This window comes from Streptomyces sp. ADMS, assembly GCF_033441795.1.
Lineage (GTDB): Bacteria > Actinomycetota > Actinomycetes > Streptomycetales > Streptomycetaceae > Streptomyces.
Genome location: NZ_JAVFVX010000032.1, coordinates 57858 through 76201 on the forward strand (window position 1 = coordinate 57858; position 18344 = coordinate 76201).

Consider the following 18344-nt stretch of genomic DNA (forward strand, 5'->3'; position numbering starts at 1 on the left):
CGGGACCCGTGGCACACGCACAGTGCGTGTCAGCGAGTGGTGCGAAAAAGGATCACGGAGGTTCAGGAGGTGTGGACAGCGTCGCGTACGTGACCTGGTGAAGGGACGGGTGCGCATCGTGGCGAGTGCGTGCCGGGTCAAGCTCAAGCACCTGGTGACGTCGGGCGGGCTGCACTGCATCACCATCACGAGGGATACCGGGCAGAGCACCGAAGCCCACCAGGGAGACGTCAGGCGCGCCAGTCAGATCCCACAGACCAAGGGCTTGTACGAAACTGGGCGCAGTCGTGGCAGCGGTCATGACAGACCTCCCGTAGACGTCATGACGCGGCGGCGCAGCGGACGGTCTGCTGGTTGGATACATCACACCGCACGGCTGACACCTCCACCACCCCTGTGCCAGCCTCAAAGACGTGTACGGGGTGCGGGCTTGCGCCCTTACGAACGTCGACGTGAGCGTCCGCGCGTGCACCTCCCACCCAATTCGCCTCGCAGCAGGAAACGACCCTGCTCAGAGCAGCATGCCGCCGCCTTGGAGCACCCCCACCAAGATGCGGATTGCCGATGGCATATCCAGTGCCGAACGGGTCCTGCCGGGAAAAACGTCCGTGACAGTTGCCACCCTGAGCCAGGAGCGAGTCCCAGAAGAAAGCTTTCACCCCGAGCACCAGGAGACTCCGCCTCCACCACACCACTACACAGCGCTGCTTATCGTTTCGACTTCGCGGAACGCAGGCCACCGGGAGGATGACACGGAGGCCGGCGACCCGAGTCACGGTCAGATTCTCGCCGCCGACCAGACGGCGCAGCGCGTTCGCCTGGGACGGTGCCGCGTCCAGCAGCGTGAGGGCGAGCAGAGTCGTGCGCTTTCCCTCGCGCCGACCGCGAGTTGGTTCCTCGTCCACAAACATCACCCCACGCGCCCGGCCCACAGGAAGAACACGCCACCCAAGGCCTCTTGTACGACCTGGACGAGCTCTACAACTTTGCCAGCCACAACCGCAAGGGGGAGGCGCACGCATATATGCACTGACGCGTACACGACCTACCGAGTGCGCCCCATGGAGGACCCGCACCGCAGGACGTGCTTATCTCAGCACTTCGAATCCCGGTACGTATCGCCGACACAGCCCTGCGCGCCCTTGCTTTCGTCGCCGGGACATGAGGATCCCAGCAGCGCTCCGGCATTGACTACCGACTGGCCTCATGCCACCGCAGAAGTGGAGGACACGGGCCGACGCTCGTGCCCAGAGAGGTTCGGCATCCTGCCAAGGGGGCGCGGAGAGGGCGCATCGCTTTGCAGGAGTACCGACTCGTCCCCTCGCTGTCAGTGCCCTCTCGTAGGCTTGACGGGATGAGACGCCGCACTCCGCCCCTGCCTTCTCCCCTGCCGCAACGCGACGGGGTGGACGCGGTGCGCGTGCGGTTGCCGCCCGGGGACGCGTGGGCGACCGTGCGCGACCATCTAGTGGCGCGGCTCGCGGCTCCGGCTGACGTGATCGACGGGATGCTGGACGCGGGGCAGATCGTGGACGCCGCCGGGCGTCCGGTGCCCCGGGACATGGCGTACGTGCCGGGGATCGTCTTGTGGTTCCACCGGGATTTGCCCGACGAGGAGCAGGTGCCGTTCGCCGTCGACGTCGTCTACCGGGACGAGCACGTGGTGGTGGCCGACAAGCCGCATTTCCTGGCCACCACCCCGCGCGGCAGCCACGTCGCCGAGACGGCCCTGGCGCGACTGCGGCGGCAGTTGGGTGTCTCGACGCTGGGCCCGGCGCACCGACTGGACCGGCTGACAGCCGGGCTGGTGCTGTTCACCGTAAGGCCCGAGGAGCGCGGCGCGTACCAGTCGCTGTTCCGTGACAAGAGGGTGGCGAAGGAGTACGAGGCGGTGGCCCCGTACGACCCCGCACTGGCGCTGCCACGAACCCTGCGCAGCCGGATCATCAAGGAACGCGGAGTCCTGGCAGCCCGCGAGGCCAAGGGCGAGCCCAATGCCGTCAGCCGGATCGAGTTGCTGGAGCACCGGAACGGACGTGCCCGGTACTGCTTGACACCGAGTACCGGGCAGACACACCAACTGCGGGTACACATGAGCGCGTTGGGGGTGCCGATCCTCGGCGATCCCCTTTATCCCCTGGTGACCGGCCCCGTGGCGGCTGGTGACTTTCGGCGCCCGCTCCAACTGCTGGCGCGTGTGCTGGAGTTCACCGATCCGATCACGGGGCGCGAGCACCGGTTCGTCAGCCCGCGCGTGTTGCGGGCCTGGTCGTCGTACGACGAGTGGGCCGGGTAGCCCCGGTGCCCAGTGGGGCTCAGTCGCCGCGCCACCAGCGCAGGATGCGCCGGAACACCCCCGGCCGGCCGGCCGGTTCGGGCGTCGCCGCCGGCGTCGGAGTGGCGGGCTCCGAAACAGTGGGCTGTGGAGCGGCGGGCTCCGCCTGCACCACGCCGGCCTGCAAGTTCTTCGAGCGCTGCGACGGCACAGGGTTGATGGAGGGCTGCTGCATGACGTCTTGCTGAAGCTTCGGTGCGAACGTCACCGGCAGTTCCACCAGGTGCCGGTTCGAGATGGACGCCCGCCAGCGCAGCTCGTGCTCCTCGCAGGCAAGTTGGACGTCCGGTAGGCGGGTCAGGAGTGCGTCGATGCCGACGTCGGCGATGGCGCGGCCGATGTCCTGGCCTGGGCACTCGTGGGGTCCGCCGCTGAAGGCGAGGTGGGAACGGTTGCCCTGCATGTTGGCCTTGAGATCAGGGCGCACGCGCGGGTCGACGTTGCCAGGCGCAATGCCCAGGAGAAGGCCGTCGCCCTTGCGGATGTGCTGGCCGCCGAGTTCGGTGTCATGCTTGGCGTAGTAGCCCAGGATAGTGCTGAACGGCGGCTCGTCCCACAGGGACTGCTCGACCGCCTGGGGCACCGTCATCTGGCCGCCGTTGAGCCGGGCACGGAACCCCGGGTCGGTGAGCACGACCCGCAGTACGTTGGCGAGGAGATTGGCGGTGTTCTCGTACGCGGCGATCAGGACGAGGCGCAGGTGCTGGCCGACCTCCTCGTCGTTGAGCCGCGCCGGGTGATTGACCAGGTGGCTGGTGAAGTCGTCCCTGGGTTCGGTGCGGCGGTGGGCGGTGAGCCGCATCAAGGCGTCCATGATGTACGCGTTACTGGCGATTGAGGTCTCGGTGCCCTTGAGCAGGTCGCGGGCGGCCTGCACGATCTGGTCGTTGTACTCGTCGGGCATGCCAAGAATCTCGCACATCACCGCCATCGGCAGGTGCTCGGCGAACTGGGCGACCAAGTCGGCCCTGCCCTGCTCGCAGAACTTGTTGACGAGGTGCTGGGTCGCTCGGTTGATGTGGCGGCGGATGCCCCGGTGGTCGATGGTCGACATAGCGCCGGTGACCGCGGCGCGCAGCCGCAGGTGCTCGTCGCCCTCAGCGTGGGAGCAGAAGGGCTGCCAGGCGATGATCGGCATGAGCGGGTGGTCGGGCTTGACCGTGCCGTCCTGCAGGGAAGTCCACAACCGGGGGTCACGGGAATACTGCGAGGGGCTGCGCACCATATGCATGTTCTCGCCGTGACCGAGCACCACCCACACCGGCACGTCGTCGTGGAGCAGCGCGGGGGCCACCGCGCCGTGTTCGGCCCGCAGTTTCTCGTACACGGCTCCCAGGTCCTCGGCTTCGGGACCGTAGAGTCTGCGCAGCCCCTGGGGGCCCAGGCCGTGAGCGGGGCAGCCGGGTGGTGGGCTCAGGGCGGCGTCATCCATGTCGGTCAGGGAATGGGAATCAGGCGTCACAGTGATCGCTCCGAAACTGAGGTTGATCCGTTGTCAGATGAGTTGATGGAACGTCAGCCGATGTTGGTGACGAAATACGTAGGACCGCGAGCTGGTGATTGCCTACCGCCACGCTCAGACAGGCGCCTTGGCCATCTCCAGCGAGTGGAGAAACCGCATCAGCGTCATGAGCGTGTCCCTGCTGGAGGCCCGCCGGCGTGCGTCGCACTCCACGATGGGGATCTCCGGGGCCAGGTCGAGAGCCGAGCGCAGGTCCTCGATCGGGTAACGGGGGGCGTCCGGAAAGGAGTTGACGGCGATGACGAACGGCACGCCGCGCTCCTCCAGTCGCCCTATGACGTCGAAGCTCACTTCCAGGCGCCGGGTGTCGATCAGGACGACCGCGCCCAGGGCGCCTTCGAACAGGCCGTTCCACAGGAACCAGAAGCGTTCCTGGCCGGGGGTGCCGAACAGGTACAGGACCAGTTGGTCGGTGATGCTGATGCGGCCGAAGTCCATGGCCACGGTGGTGGCGGTCTTGGAATCGGAGCCGTAGTTGTCGTCGACGCCGATGCCGGCCTGTGTCATGGTCTCTTCGGTGGTCAGCGGCCTGATCTCGCTGACCGAGCCGACCATGGTCGTCTTGCCGACGCCGAATCCGCCCACGATCACGATCTTCACCGCGGCCTGGGCGCTGTGCGGCAGGCGGTCCTCGGTCCGTGGACCCGTGATGGAGTCAGAGCCTTTGAAGTCCATGCATCACCGCTTCGAGGAGGGAACGGTCGGCGAGCGACTGGCTGATGAGCGGGTCGCGCGCCTGGACCAGTTCGGCCGTCAGCAGCTCGGTGAGCAGGACGGTCACCACGCTGAACGGCAGGTTGAGGTAAGCCGAGAGCTCGGCCACGGACAGGGGAGCCTTGCAGAGGCGGAGCAGCGCCGACTGCTCCGGCGGGGCGGAGGGCGAGGGATCGGCGCACGCCACGATTAACGTGACGAGGTCGAGGGCGGCTCGTTCGCCGCCCTGGGCCGCGCCGGTGAGCACATAGAGCCGTTCGGGGTTCTTCCGCTCCCCCTCCTTGCCCTCCGCGCCTTCCTGGCCTGCTCCGCCCTCCGCTCCGGCCGCGCTCTGAAGGAGAGGCTCCGGCGGGGGTTCCTGCTGGATGGGATAGCGCCGTCGGCGCTGCGGAGGAGTCATACGGTCTGCCCGTTCCGCCGGGGCGGACTGGTGAGGTGAGCGCCGATCCGGACGACGAGGTCGCGCATGTGGTTGCTCATGTTGCCGGGTTCGGCGACCACGTTGGCGAGGACCGCGAGGTAGGCGTTGGGGCCCGCGGCCATCAGGTAGAAGTAGCCGCCGGTGACCTCGATGATGACCATGCGCATCGTGCCGTCGCTGTCCGGAATCTCGTGCGCGACGGCGCCCGCGAGGCTCTGCAGCCCCGCGCAGGCGGCGGCGACACGGTCGGCGGCGTCGGGGTCGCCACCGTAGCGGGCGATGCGCAGGCCGTCGGCGGAGAGCACCACGATCTGCTGGACGCCCGGTACGCCGTCGGCGAGCTCCTTGAGCATCCAGTCGAAGTTGGCTCGCTGCGAGATCACTTGAGGTCCCCCTCGTCGTCGGCCTCAGCGTGGGCCGGCTGCTGGTTGGTCGCGCTGGGCGCGGTCGGGTCTTCCCGGTGGCCGCCGAAGGCCGCCCGGTCGTCCGGGTGGCCGCCCGGGGCTGTGTAACCGGCCGGGAAGGCGGTGAAGCCGGCCGCGTCGTCCGGGTGGCCGGAGAACGTCGTCGGGTCGTCGGGGTTCCTGGTGAAGGCCGTGGGGTCGGGGTCGCCCTTGAGGCCCTCCATGAACGCCTCGACCCACAGGCCCGGCAGGGGCTCCTCTTCCTTTTCCTTCTTCTGCGACGCGGGCTCCCACAGTTTCCGCAGCTCCGGGTCGGCCTCCATCTCGGCCTCGGCGGCCCTGGAGCGGGCGTACCGCTCGCTGAGCGGGGTCTTGACCCGGCTGCGGCGCTGCGGCAGACCGTTCTCGGTCCACTCGGTGACCTCCGGGACGTCGTCCTCCATGGAGACCGACGCGGGAAGACGCGGGCCGGTCGTGGGGCGGCGCTTCTTGGGCGGGCGCTTGGGGCCTTCCAGCGCACCGAGTTCGATCTTGGGCGCGGCGGTGGCGCCGATGCCGTGGGCGAGGCCGGGTGCGGGGTCGCTGGTGAGCATGTCGGACGGCACGACCAGCACGGCGCGGACACCACCGTACGCGGACTGCCTGAGCGAGATCTGCATCTTGTACGACTCGCAGAGGCGGCCGACGACCGCCAGCCCGAGCCGCGGGGATTCACCGAGGTCGTTGAGGTCGAAACCCGCCTGGGCGCGGGCGATCATGTTCTCGGCGCGCTTGCGGGACTCCTCGCTGAGACTGACGCCGGCGTCCTCGATCTCGATGGCGATGCCGGTCTGCACCTCGGTCGCGGTGACGTGCACCTTGGTGTGGGGCGGCGAGTAGCGCGTGGCGTTGTCGAGGAGTTCGGCCGCCGCATGGATGAGCGGTTCGACGGAGTTGCCGTCGACGTTGACCTTCGCGATGGAGGTCAGATCGATGCGGCGGTACTCCAGGATCCGGGACATCGCGCCGCGCAGCACGCTGTACAGCGCGACGGGCTGGGGCCACTGGCGTCCGGGCCGGCCGCCGCCGAGCACGGAGATGGAGTCGGCGAGGCGGCCGATCAGCGCGGTGCCGTGGTCGATGCGCAGGAGGTCGTCGAAGACCTCGGGGTTGCGGCCGTGGTCCTCCTCCATCTCCCGGAGTTCGTTGGCCTGTTGGTGGACGATCGCCTGAACGCGCCGGGCGATGCTGACGAACGCGCGCTGCGCGCCGTCCCGCATGGCGTCCTCGCGGTCGATGATCTCCAGGATCTGCGTCAGCAGCTTGCGCTGCGGTACCGGGAGTTCGCGGTACGGGGAGTCCGGCAGACCGAGTTGGCGATTCACCTCTGTGGGTGAAACACCGCCGCGCAGCCGACGGAGCGCGTACGGCAGGACTTCCTTGCCGAGCCTGGAGAAGTCCTCGTCGTGGGCGGCGATGCGCCGTTCCAGATGCGCGGTGTGACGGGCGTGCTCCGCCCGCAGGTTGCGGACGGTACGGCCGCGGCGGACCGCTTCGGCGGCGACCGCGACGACCAGGACCGTGGCTACGGCTCCGAACCAGCCGACGGCGGCTCGGGCCGGCCCCGTCACCAGGGCGACGGCGGCTCCGGTTGCCCCGGCCATTGTTATGGCAGGTAGCAACAGCACGCGCGCGTAGGGAAGTTCACGGCCACCGGGAGGCGATTGAACACTCACCATGTATGCCCTCTGAGACAAATCGGCTGGGGGTTGGGGGAGCTTGCTGTGGGGTACGTCTGGGAACTGTCTGGATCTTTGGCGTTTTTGGGAACAAGCGCACGAATACATCCCAACTCGGTGCGCTGCGGGCGAGCTTAGTCCGACAGGATCAACGCCGTGTCATATTCGGCAACCCTCTGAAATGCCCCTTGCGACTGGAGTAACCTCGGTCCATTTACACGCTGCGGATGCAATCGCACACAATGCGTGACGACGTACGGACGTACGAAAACCACTCACCGTGACGGGTGAATGGCGCCCCTCGGGGCCCCTGTCGCCGCAGAAACCTCAGATACCGGCGATGCGCAGCGCCGCGTCCGCCGTGGCTTCCGCGAAGACCGAGACCGGGCGTTCGGGGTCCGAGCGGTGCACGAGGATGACTCCTTCGATGAGCCCGAAGAGCAGATCCGTACGCAGGTCCAGCTCGCTCTTGGCGAGCATGCCCCCGGCGGCCGTCACGGCGAGCAACTGCCGGTAGGTGTCCTTGAGCTCCGCCCGCACGGCATGGAAGCCGGCGAAGCGTTCGGCGCGCACCTCGGGGAGGAGGTAGAGGCCGCCGAGGTTGTGCGGGCCGCCGCAGAGCAGTTCGACGTCGGTGCGGCACAGCTCCCACAGCCGGCCCTCGGCCGGGGTCGCGTCGTCGGCGAGCAGTTCACGGGCGTACGCCAACGAGGGCGTGACGGTGGACTCCAGGAGCTCGGCGAGCAGCTCCTCCTTGCCGGAGACATAGTGGTACATGGATGCCTGTCGCATCCCCGCCCGCTCGGCGATGGTCCGGGTGGTGGTGGCCGCGTAGCCTCGGGTGGTGAACAACTCGGCTGCCGCGGCCAGTAGTTCGGCTCGCGGAGTGAGCCCGCTGTCCGGCCGCTGCGCGGCCCGCGGCCTGCCGACCCGCCGTCCACCCGGCCCACCCGTCGTTCCCATGTGTTCGATCCTCGCATACCGCCAGGCCCGGCGATCTTCGTGAGTAATCGTATCGGGCTGGAAACGCGTGGGCAATTCCGGCGTCGCACCGTCCGCCTAATTTCTGTCGCGCGACAGAAATCAGGTGGCAGGACAGGCACCAGCACAGGCAGTCGAGAAGCAGCTGGACGCAGTCCGACCGCAGCACGACTTCGGAGCCGGAGGACCCGCGATGGGGACATCGACCACGTACGGAGCCCGCGACCACGCCCGCGACCAGGAGGGCGCCCAGGTGGAGGCCATGCCCGTCGTCCCGGCCGCCGACTGGCCGGCACCGCCCTGCGCGGCGGGCCATCTGGTGTGGGCCGAGACGGTGGCGGGCGGCAACTACACGCACCGGGTGCTGGCGCGCGGCACCGAACTGCGCCTGACCGACCTGTGCGGCGACGCCTGCGCCCACCTGCTGCTCTTCGTGGCGGACCGGCCCTGGGAACGGCTGAACGCCGCCGACACGGTCAAGGTCCAGTGGAACGCCTACCTCGGCGAGGGGCAGTTGCTCCTGTCCGACCAGGGCCGCGTCCTCGCCTCGCTGGTCGTCGACACCTCCGGGCGCCACGACGCGCTGTGCGGCACCTCGACCCTCGTACGCAACACGAACCGGTACGGCGACGGCACCCCGCAGTCGCCCTCCCCGGCCGGCCGCGAGCTGTTCAAGCTGGCCGCGGCCAAGAACGGCCTCCAGCCGCGCGATCTGCCGCCCTCGCTCTCCTTCTTCCAGGGCGTGGAGGTACGCGAGGACGGCTCCCTCCACTTCACCGGCTCGGCCGGACCGGGCGGCAGTGTGACACTGCGCGCCGAGCAGGATGTCACGGTGCTGATCGCGAACGTCCCGCACCCCGCCGACCCCCGCGACGACTACGTCAGCACCCCCCTGGAGGTGCTGGCCTGGCGCGCCGAGGCGACCGGCCCCGGTGACCCGCTGTGGAAGGCCACGCCCGAGGGCCGCCGCGCGTTCCTGAACACCGTCGAATTCCTTGCCGCGAGGGGGCTCGCATGACCATGCCCGTCGTCCGGAGGACCGTCGTTCCCGCGCGCGCGGCCTGGTCGTCCGTCGTCCGCGCCGGCGGGTCACTGACCATCACCGACCTGCACGGCAACCAGGCCGTCGACTTCCTCGTGTACGACGCCCACGACACGTCCGTGCGCTACAGCGCGCCCGACACGATCCACGCGCAGGGCGGCGTGTTCCTCACCACGGGCAGTGTCCTGATGTCGAACGAGCACACTCCCCTGATGTCGGTGGTCGCCGACGACGTCGGCCGGCACGACACGGTCGGCGGCGCCTGCTCCAAGGAGTCGAACACCCTGCGGTACGGCCACCACACCTGGTCGCAGCACGCATGCGTGGACAACTTCCTCGCAGAGGGCGCCAGACACGGCCTGGGCAAAAGGGACTTGGGATCCAACATCAACTGGTACATGAACGTGCCGGTGGAGAAGGACGGCACGCTGGGCATCGTCGACGGTCTCTCGGCGCCGGGGCTCTCGCTCACGCTCCGCGCCGAGTGCGATGTCCTGGTCCTCGTCTCCAACTGCCCCCAGAGCAACAACCCCTGCAACGGCTTCGACCCGACGGCGGTGGAGATGACCATCACCGAGGCGGGCACGGAATGAGCTTCGACACGCTGCTGGTCGCCAACCGGGGCGAGATCGCCGTGCGCATCATCCGTACGGCACGGGAACTGGGTCTGCGCACGGTCGCGGTCTACTCCGACGCCGACCGCTCCGCCCCGCACGTCCGGCTCGCCGACGAGGCGGTGCGGCTCGGTCCGGCGCCCGCGAAGGAGTCGTATCTCGACGCCGACCTGGTGCTGGCGGCGGCCAAGGGGACGGGCGCGGGGGCGATCCATCCCGGGTACGGCTTCCTGTCCGAGGACGCGGCCTTCGCGCGGCGCTGCGAGGACGCCGGGATCGTGTTCGTGGGGCCGACGCCGGGGCAGCTGGAGCTGTTCGGCGCGAAGCACACGGCCCGGGCGGCGGGCGAGGCGGCGGGCGTCCCGCTGGCGCCGGGCACAGGGCTGCTGGCCTCTCTCGACGAGGCGTACGAACAGGCCGCCGCCATCGGCTATCCCGTGATGCTCAAGGCGACCGGCGGGGGCGGCGGTATCGGCATGTCTGCCTGCGCCTCGGCGGCCGAACTCGCCGACGCCTGGGAGCGGGTGCAGCGCGTCGCCGCCGCTTCCTTCTCCTCGGCCGGTGTCTTCCTGGAACGGCTCGTCGAACATGCCCGCCATGTCGAGGTGCAGGTCTTCGGCAACGGCGAGGGCCGGGTCGTCACCTTCGGCGACCGCGACTGCTCGCTCCAGCGCCGCAACCAGAAGGTGGTGGAGGAGGCCCCGGCGCCCGGGATTCCCGAGCGAGTGAGGAAACAACTTGCCGATGCGGCAAGGGACTTGTGCGCGTCCGTCGGCTACCGCTCCGCCGGGACAGTGGAGTTCGTGTACGACGCCGCCCGCGAGGAGGCGTACTTCCTGGAGGTCAACACCCGGCTCCAGGTGGAACATCCGGTCACGGAGGAGATCTACGGCGTCGACCTCGTCGCCTGGATGCTGCGCCTGGCCCGCGGTGAGCGGGACGTCGTACGGGACCCGGGCACGCCCCGCGGTCACGCCGTCGAGGCCCGTGTCTACGCCGAGGACCCCTCGCGCGAACACCGGCCCAGCGCGGGCCTTTTGACCCGGGTCGAGTTCCCGGGCGGGGTGCGGATCGACGGCTGGGTGGAGACAGGCACCGAGGTGACCACGGCGTACGACCCGATGCTCGCGAAGGTGATCGCGTACGGCACCGACCGGGCGCACGCGCTGCGCCGGCTCGACGAGGCGCTGGCCCGCACCCGGGTCGACGGCATCGAGACCAACCTCGGGCTGGTGCGGGCGGCGCTGGCGCACCGGGACTTCCGTTCCGCTACGCACTCGACGGCGACCCTCGCCGGGGTGAGCGATCCGACTCCGCGCATCGAGGTCGTGTCCGGCGGAACGCTCACCACGGTCCAGGACTGGCCGGGCCGCACCGGCTACTGGCACGTGGGCGTCCCTCCGTGCGGCCCGATGGACGACCGTTCGTTCCGGCTCGGCAACCGTGCCCTGGGCAACGACGAGGGCGCCCCCGGCCTCGAATGCACCCTCCAGGGACCGTCGTTGAGGTTCACGCACCCCACGACCGTCTGCGTGACCGGGGCCCCGGCGCCGGTCACGCTGGACGGCACACCGGTCGCCCGGTGGGAGCCGGTGACGGTACCGGCGGGTGCCGTACTGGCGGTCGGCGCCCCAGCAGAACACGGCCTGCGGACGTACGTGCTGTTCGCGGGCGGCGGCCTGGACGTGCCGCCGTTCCTCGGCAGCGCGGCCACCTTCACGCTGGGCAGGTTCGGCGGGCACGGGGGCCGCGCCCTGCGTACAGGCGACGTCCTGCACGGCGGGGCGGTAGCGGCTTCGGCGGCCCCGGTTCCACCCACCGACCGCCCGGAGTTCGCCCACACCTGGCGCATCGGCGCCGTCGAAGGCCCGCACGCTGCACCGGAGTTCTTCACCGAGGAGGACATCCACGACTTCTACGCCGCCGACTGGAAGGTCCACTTCAACTCGGCCCGCACGGGGGTACGACTGGTCGGCCCCAAGCCACGCTGGGCGCGCACCGACGGTGGTGAGGCGGGCCTGCACCCGTCCAACATCCACGACACGCCGTACTCCGTGGGCGCCGTCGACTACACGGGCGACATGCCGGTCCTGCTGGGCCCGGACGGCCCCTCGCTCGGCGGCTTCGTGTGCCCGGCGACCGTCCTCAGCTCGGAACGCTGGAAACTGGGCCAGCTGCGTCCCGGCGACACGGTCCGCTTCGCACCGGTGGACACAACTGGTGGGCAGCGGGCGGCGATTGTGGACGGCGGCGTACTGGCCCGGGACGGCGACATCACGTACCGCCGCAGCGGCGACGACAATCTGCTGGTCGAATTCGGGCCCATGCAGCTGGACTTGGCCCTCCGGATGCGCGTCCACGCCCTGATGGAGGCAGTGACGGAGCTGGACCTCGATGGGGTGACGGACCTGACGCCGGGCATCCGCTCCCTCCAGATCCAGGCGGACCCGGCCGTACTCTCCCAGTCCGAACTCCTCGCCGCCGTACGGGAGACGGCAACCGGCATGCCCCCGGCGGACCGGCTGTCGGTCCCCTCCCGCACGGTGCATCTCCCCCTCTCCTGGGACGACCCGGCGACCCGCGAGGCGATCGCCCGCTACATGGCGGGCGTCCGCGACGACGCCCCCTGGTGCCCGTGGAACATCGAGTTCATCCGCCGCGTGAACGGCCTCAACTCGGTCGACGACGTGTACCGCACGGTCTTCGAGGCGGAGTACCTCGTACTGGGCCTGGGAGACGTCTACCTGGGCGCCCCGGTGGCCACCCCGCTGGACCCCCGCCACCGCCTGGTGACGACGAAGTACAACCCGGCCCGTACCTGGACGGCGGAGAACTCCGTGGGCATCGGCGGCGCCTACCTCTGCGTGTACGGCATGGAGGGCCCCGGCGGCTACCAGTTCGTCGGCCGGACGACCCAGGTGTGGTCGGGCTGGCAGCAGCGCGGCGCGTTCGAACCGGGCTCACCGTGGCTGCTGCGGTTCTTCGACCGCATCAAGTGGTACGCGGTCGAGCCCGGCGAACTCCTCGACCTGCGCGCCGACATCACGTCGGGCCGCTTCGTCCCCCGCATCGAGGAGGGCGTCTTCTCCCTGGCGGAGTACGAGGAGTTCCTGACGGACAACGCCGGGTCGATCGCGGAGTTCCGCTCCCGCCAGGGCTCGGCCTTCTCGGCGGAACGGGACGCCTGGGAGGCGGCGGGCGAGTTCAGGAGGGAGGAGGCGGACGCGGGACCTCCGGCCCTCTCCCCGGAGGTGACGGTTCCGGCCGGAGGGCATCTGATCGAGGCCGAATTCGCTGCTTCGGTATGGCAGTTGAACGTGTCGACGGGCGACGAGGTGTCTGCGGGCCAGCCGCTCCTGGCCCTGGAGGCCATGAAGATGGAGTCCCGGATACACGCCCCGATAACAGGAGTGGTCCACGAGATCCTGACCAGGCCGGGCGCGCAGGTGGAGGCGGGCACGGCGCTGATAGTTCTGACTCCGGCCACCTGACATACGGCCGGTGCAGGTCCTCGCCCCCGCCGCCCCTACCCCGTCCCATCCTCGGGGGCTGCCGCCCCCAGACCCCCGCCACGGCCCTGAACGGGCCTTGTCCTCAAACGCCGGACTGGCTGGAGGTGCGGGCCCGGCGCTGGATATGTCAGCCCGGCCGGGGAAATCCAACCCCTCCGGCGTTTGAGGAGCGGGGGTCCGGGGGCGGAGCCCCCGAGGACGGGACAGGTAGGGGCGGCGGGGCACAAACCCCTCGCCCACCCGCAGCCTTCAGCACCACCCCAGCCCAGCCCAAGGAGCACCGATGTCGACCACCCTCACCCGAGTCCGTATGGCCTATGCCCGCATCGACGCCGTGGACCGCCCCGAGGTCTGGATCGACCTGCGCCCCCAGGCCGAGGCCGAGGCGGAAGCCGCCCGCATCGACAAACGCCTCGCCGCAGGCGACCACCTCCCCCTCGCCGGCAGACTCTTCGCCGCCAAGGGCAACATCGACGTCCAGGGCCTCCCGACCACCGCCGGCTGCCCCGCCTACGCCTACCACCCCGAGGCCGACGCCCCGGTCGTAGCCGGCCTCAAGAACGCCGGCGCCATCCTCCTCGGCACCACCAACCTCGACCAGTTCGCGACCGGCCTGGTCGGCACCCGCTCCCCCTACGGCCCCGTCCGCAACGCCCACGACCCCGGCCGCATCAGCGGCGGCTCAAGCTCCGGCTCGGCCACCGCCGTGGCGCTGGGCCTCGTCGACTTCGCCCTCGGCACCGACACCGCCGGCTCCGGCCGCGTCCCCGCCGCCTTCAACGGCATCGTCGGCCTCAAGCCCACCCGGGGCCTGGTCCCCACCACCGGCGTCGTCCCGGCCTGCGCCTCCCTCGACTGCGTGACCGTCTTCGCCCGTACGCTCCCCGAGGCCGAACAGGCACTCGCGCACATGACGTCCCCGTCCGCCCGCGCCCTCCCGCCCCTCCCCCAACGCGCCCCCGGCCCCTGGCACGTGGCGGTCCCGCCGCTCGCCCAACTCGGCGAACTCGACCCGGGCTGGGCACAGGCCTACGAGGCCGCGGTGGCCCGCCTCCGCGCCACGGGCGCCTCCGTGCACACGCTCGACCTCACCCCGTTCACCGAGGCCGCCGCGATGCTGTACCAGGGCGCGTTCGTCGCGGAGCGCTACACAGCGGTGGGCGCCTTTGTCGACAAGCTGCTCGCCGAGGGAGGTGACGCGGGCGCGACTCTCGACCCCACCGTCGCCGGCATCATCACCCGCGCCCGCGACATCCCCGCCCACCAGCTCTACGCCGACCAGGAGCGACTGGCCGCCCTGCGCATCCGCGCGCTCGCCGAACTGGCCGACTGCGACGCCCTGTTGCTGCCCACGGCACCCGGTCACCCCACCCTCGCCGAGGTCGCCGCCGCCCCGCTGGGCGCCAATGCCCGACTGGGCCGCTTCACCAACTCCACCAACCTGTTCGACCTGGCCGCGGTCGCCGTACCCGCGGGCGAGGTCGGCGGTCTTCCCTTCGGCGTGATGCTGATCGGCCCGGCGTTCACCGACGAACGGCTCGCCACGATCGCCCGTCTGGTGCAGCCCGAGGCCCGCCTCGCGGTGGTCGGAGCGCATCTCACGGGCCAGCCGTTGAACCCCCAACTCCTCACCCTGGGCGCCCGGTGGGAACGTACGACCACGACGGCCCCCGTCTACCGTCTGCACGCCCTTCCCACCGCTCCGCCGAAGCCTGGCCTCGTCCGCGTCGGCAAGGGTGAAGCCGGCGGTGCGGCCATCGAGGCGGAGGTGTGGCGCCTCCCCGCAGAAGGCCTCGGCCACTTCCTCGCCGCCCTCCCCCATCCGATGGCCTTGGGCCGCGTCGAACTCGCCGACGGCACCCACGTACCCGGCTTCCTGTGCGAACCGGCCGCCCTGGAAGGCGCCGAGGACATCACGACGTACGGCGGCTGGCGTGCGTACCTGAACGACCGCCCCTGACCACCACGGGGCCCCGGCCACCCGCTCGCAGCCCTCCCTCGGATCCACGGGAGAGCGGCGGCACAGGCGCACCCCGACGGTGCGCGGTCCCGGGCCCGACCCGCGACTCCACCGGGTGCCTGCAAGCGGCCACGGAGAACCCGCACGCACCCACCCGCCAGGCCGAACCGCCCCCCGCCGAACCGCCGCCGGGGACTACCCCACCGACGAGTAGGCCACAACCCCCCGCAGCAGCCCCTCCACGGCCTTGCGGGCGTTCTTGGCGACCGTCGATCCCTCGCCGCCGGAGACCGGCGCCGCAGCCGAGATCTGTCCGAGGACGTCGATGACCTGCTTGCACCACCGCACGAAGTCGCCCGCCGGCATCTCCGCCTCGCGCAGCACCTCGTCGAGGCCTTTGCCGGAAGCCCACTCGTAGGCCGCCCACGCGAAGCCGAGGTCGGGCTCCCGCTGGCCGACGCCCTCGCTCTGGGTGATCCGGAACTCCTCCTCCAGCGCGTCGAGGCGGCCCCAGATGCGGACCATCTCGCCGAGCGCGGCCTTGGCCTTGCCGGACGGCAACTTCGGTGCCATGGCGTCGTCGCCGACCCGGGACTCGTACACCAACGCCGAGACGCACGCCGCGAGTTCGGCGGGCGCCAGCCCGTCCCACACGCCGGCCCGCAGGCATTCACTCGTCAGCAGGTCCAGCTCGCCATAGAGCCGGGCGAGCCGTTTGCCGTGCTCGGTCACCTCGTCCGCGCGCAGATAGTCCAGCTCGGTGAGCAGGGCGACGATGCGGTCGAACGTCCGGGCGATGGTGTTCGTGCGGCCCTCGATGCGCCGTTCCAGCTGCGAGGTGTCGCGCAGCAGCCGGTAGTAGCGCTCGGCCCAACGGGCGTGGTCCTCGCGGTCGTTGCAGCCGTGGCAGGCATGGGCCCGGATCGCGGTGCGCAGCCGGGCGATCTCACGGTCGTCGGCCGCCTGGGACCGCTGCTTGCGGGCCCGCTCGGGCGGGATGTGCCCGGCCTTGGTGCGCAGCGCGGAGGCCAGGTCGCGGCGGGACTGCGGCGACCTCGGGTTGAAGGACTTCGGGACCCGCATCCGCTCCAGCGGCTCGACGGGCACGGGGAAGTCCATGGACGCGAGCCGCTTCACCTGCCGCTCGGCCGTCAGCACCAGCGGGCGCGGTCCGTCGTGGTGCTCGAAGCCGCGGTGGCCGTTGGACCGGCCGGCGGGCAGCCCCGGGTCGAGGACGAGCGCGAGGCCCGCGTACTTGCCCGTGGGGACGTGGATGATGTCACCGGGCTTGAGCTTCTCCAGCGCGACGGCGGCCTCGGCACGCCGTTGGGCGGCACCCTGCCGGGCCAGGTCGGTCTCCCGGTCCTTGAGCTCGCGGCGCAGCCGCGCGTACTCCTCGAAGTCGCCCAGGTGGCAGGTCATGGACTCCTTGTAGCCGTCCAGACCTTCCTCGTTGCGCTGCACCTGCCGGGAGATCCCGACGACCGACTTGTCGGCCTGGAACTGGGCGAACGAGGTCTCCAGCAACTCGCGCGAGCGGTGCCGTCCGAACTGGTCCACGAGGTTGACCGCCATGTTGTACGACGGCTTGAAGCTGGAGCGCAGCGGGTACGTGCGCGTGCCGGCCAGTCCCGCCAGGTGGTCGGGGCTCATACCACGCTGCCACAGCACGACGGCGTGACCCTCGACGTCGATTCCGCGGCGGCCGGCGCGGCCGGTGAGCTGGGTGTACTCGCCCGGGGTGATGTCGGCGTGCTGTTCGCCGTTCCACTTGACGAGCTTCTCCAGCACGACCGAGCGGGCCGGCATGTTGATGCCGAGCGCGAGGGTCTCGGTGGCGAAGACGGCCTTCACGAGCCCTTGCACGAAGAGTTCCTCGACGACCTCCTTGAACGTGGGCAGCATGCCCGCGTGGTGGGCGGCGATGCCTCGTTCCAGGCCCTCCAGCCATTCGTAGTACCCGAGGACGTGGAGGTCCTCGGTGGGGATGGAGGCGGTGCGCTCCTCGACGAGGGCGCGCACCCGTTCCCGCGCCTCGTCGTCGTTCAGCCGCAGTCCCGCGTACAGGCACTGCTGTACGGCGGCCTCGCACGCCGCGCGGCTGAAGATGAACGTGATGGCGGGCAACAGGCCCTCGGAATCGAGCCGTTCGATGACTTCGGGCCGCCCCGGCGTCCACACGCGTGAGCGGGACCGGCGCTCCCGCTCACGGTCGGCCTCGCGCATGGCACGCCCACGTCTGCGGTCCTGGAAGGAGGGCCGCTGGGCCTCCATCCGCGCGAGCCGGGTGAGGTCTGGGTTGACGGCCTTCCTGCTGCCCTCGCCCTCCTCGAAGAGGTCGTACATCCGGCGTCCGGCGAGCACGTGCTGGAACAGGGGCACGGGCCGGTGCTCGGAGACGATCACCTGGGTGTCGCCGCGCACGGTGTCGAGCCAGTCGCCGAACTCCTCGGCGTTGGACACGGTCGCCGACAGCGAAACGAGGGTGACCGACTCGGGGAGGTGGATGATCACCTCCTCCCACACGGCGCCACGGAAGCGGTCGGAGAGGTAGTGCACCTCGTCCATGACCACATAGCCGAGGCCCAGGAGGGTCCGCGAGCCCGCGTACAGCATGTTCCGCAGCACCTCGGTGGTCATCACGACCACCGGGGCATCGGAGTTGACGCTGTTGTCGCCGGTGAGCAGGCCGACCTTGTCCGCGCCGTAACGACGGCACAGGTCCGAGTACTTCTGGTTCGACAGGGCCTTGATGGGTGTCGTGTAGAAGCACTTCTTGCCCTGCCGGAGGGCAAGATGGACGGCGAATTCGCCGACGATCGTCTTGCCCGATCCGGTGGGGGCGGCCACCAGCACGCCCTTCCCCGCTTCGAGCGCCTGGCAGGCCTCGATCTGGAAGGGGTCGAGGCCGAAGTCGTACATCTCGCGGAAGGACGCGAGCGCGGTGGCCTGCTCGACAGCGCGCTTACGTGCTGCCGCATACCGCTCGGCCGGTGAGAGATCCTCTGTCATCGTGCTTTCGAGACTACCGGCCCCCACTGACAACAGGACGATCATTATCCGGATCGCTGCCTGTACGCGGAAGCGGCCGGGTGCGCCGGGCGGGCGCACCCGGCCGCTT

At 70.3% G+C, this 18344-nt stretch carries 12 protein-coding genes; 5 read left to right on the plus strand and 7 right to left on the minus strand.

Annotated elements, in window-relative coordinates:
* Positions 1–1354 precede the first annotated feature (1354 nt).
* Entirely contained in the window at positions 1355–2296 is a 942-nt protein-coding gene (locus RB628_RS16535) for an RluA family pseudouridine synthase (RefSeq protein WP_318321195.1), read from the plus strand.
* Between the two features lie 19 nt (positions 2297–2315).
* Here the strand turns inward: RB628_RS16535 and RB628_RS16540 are convergent, their stop codons facing one another.
* The 6 genes from RB628_RS16540 to RB628_RS16565 all read right to left on the minus strand — a co-directional run bounded on the left by RB628_RS16540 (position 2316) and on the right by RB628_RS16565 (position 8077).
* Positions 2316–3767, minus strand: coding sequence for a cytochrome P450 (locus RB628_RS16540; RefSeq protein WP_318321196.1), 1452 nt, complete (start codon positions 3765–3767; stop codon positions 2316–2318).
* Positions 3768–3911: 144 nt separating this feature from the next.
* Complete coding sequence (locus RB628_RS16545; RefSeq protein WP_318321197.1) at positions 3912–4532, minus strand: GTP-binding protein; 621 nt, start codon at positions 4530–4532, stop codon at positions 3912–3914.
* Positions 4513–4971 carry a DUF742 domain-containing protein gene (locus RB628_RS16550; protein ID WP_318321198.1) on the minus strand — a complete coding sequence of 153 codons (459 nt, stop codon included), beginning with the start codon at positions 4969–4971 and terminating at the stop codon, positions 4513–4515. The genes RB628_RS16545 and RB628_RS16550 overlap by 20 nt, the downstream gene beginning before the upstream one ends.
* On the minus strand, positions 4968–5375 hold the full coding sequence (locus tag RB628_RS16555; RefSeq protein ID WP_318321199.1) for a roadblock/LC7 domain-containing protein: 408 nt from the start codon (positions 5373–5375) through the stop codon (positions 4968–4970). Before RB628_RS16555 ends, RB628_RS16550 begins: the two co-directional genes overlap by 4 nt.
* A complete protein-coding gene (locus RB628_RS16560; RefSeq protein WP_318321200.1) occupies positions 5372–7114 on the minus strand; it encodes a sensor histidine kinase in 1743 nt (580 codons plus the stop codon). The genes RB628_RS16555 and RB628_RS16560 overlap by 4 nt, the downstream gene beginning before the upstream one ends.
* Positions 7115–7441: 327 nt before the next feature.
* On the minus strand, positions 7442–8077 hold the full coding sequence (locus RB628_RS16565) for a TetR/AcrR family transcriptional regulator (protein ID WP_318321201.1): 636 nt from the start codon (positions 8075–8077) through the stop codon (positions 7442–7444).
* A 211-nt stretch (positions 8078–8288) separates the two neighbouring features.
* Between RB628_RS16565 and RB628_RS16570 the strand changes: the two genes are divergently transcribed.
* The 4 genes from RB628_RS16570 (at position 8289) to atzF (ending at position 15223) form a co-directional block, all read left to right on the plus strand.
* Entirely contained in the window at positions 8289–9113 is an 825-nt protein-coding gene (locus RB628_RS16570; RefSeq protein WP_318321202.1) for an urea amidolyase associated protein UAAP1, read from the plus strand.
* Positions 9110–9730, plus strand: coding sequence for an urea amidolyase associated protein UAAP2 (locus tag RB628_RS16575; RefSeq protein ID WP_318321203.1), 621 nt, complete (start codon positions 9110–9112; stop codon positions 9728–9730). The genes RB628_RS16570 and RB628_RS16575 overlap by 4 nt, the downstream gene beginning before the upstream one ends.
* Positions 9727–13242, plus strand: a complete 3516-nt coding sequence (locus RB628_RS16580; RefSeq protein ID WP_318321204.1) for a 5-oxoprolinase/urea amidolyase family protein — start codon at positions 9727–9729, stop codon at positions 13240–13242. Before RB628_RS16575 ends, RB628_RS16580 begins: the two co-directional genes overlap by 4 nt.
* Positions 13243–13546: 304 nt before the next feature.
* Positions 13547–15223: an allophanate hydrolase gene (gene atzF / locus RB628_RS16585; protein ID WP_318321205.1), complete on the plus strand. Its 1677-nt coding sequence runs from the start codon at positions 13547–13549 to the stop codon at positions 15221–15223.
* Positions 15224–15418: 195 nt separating this feature from the next.
* Here the strand turns inward: atzF and RB628_RS16590 are convergent, their stop codons facing one another.
* The gene (locus tag RB628_RS16590; protein WP_318321209.1) at positions 15419–18280 is read right to left on the minus strand and encodes a DEAD/DEAH box helicase; all 2862 of its coding nucleotides are present in this window, start codon (positions 18278–18280) and stop codon (positions 15419–15421) included.
* Positions 18281–18344 lie beyond the last annotated feature (64 nt).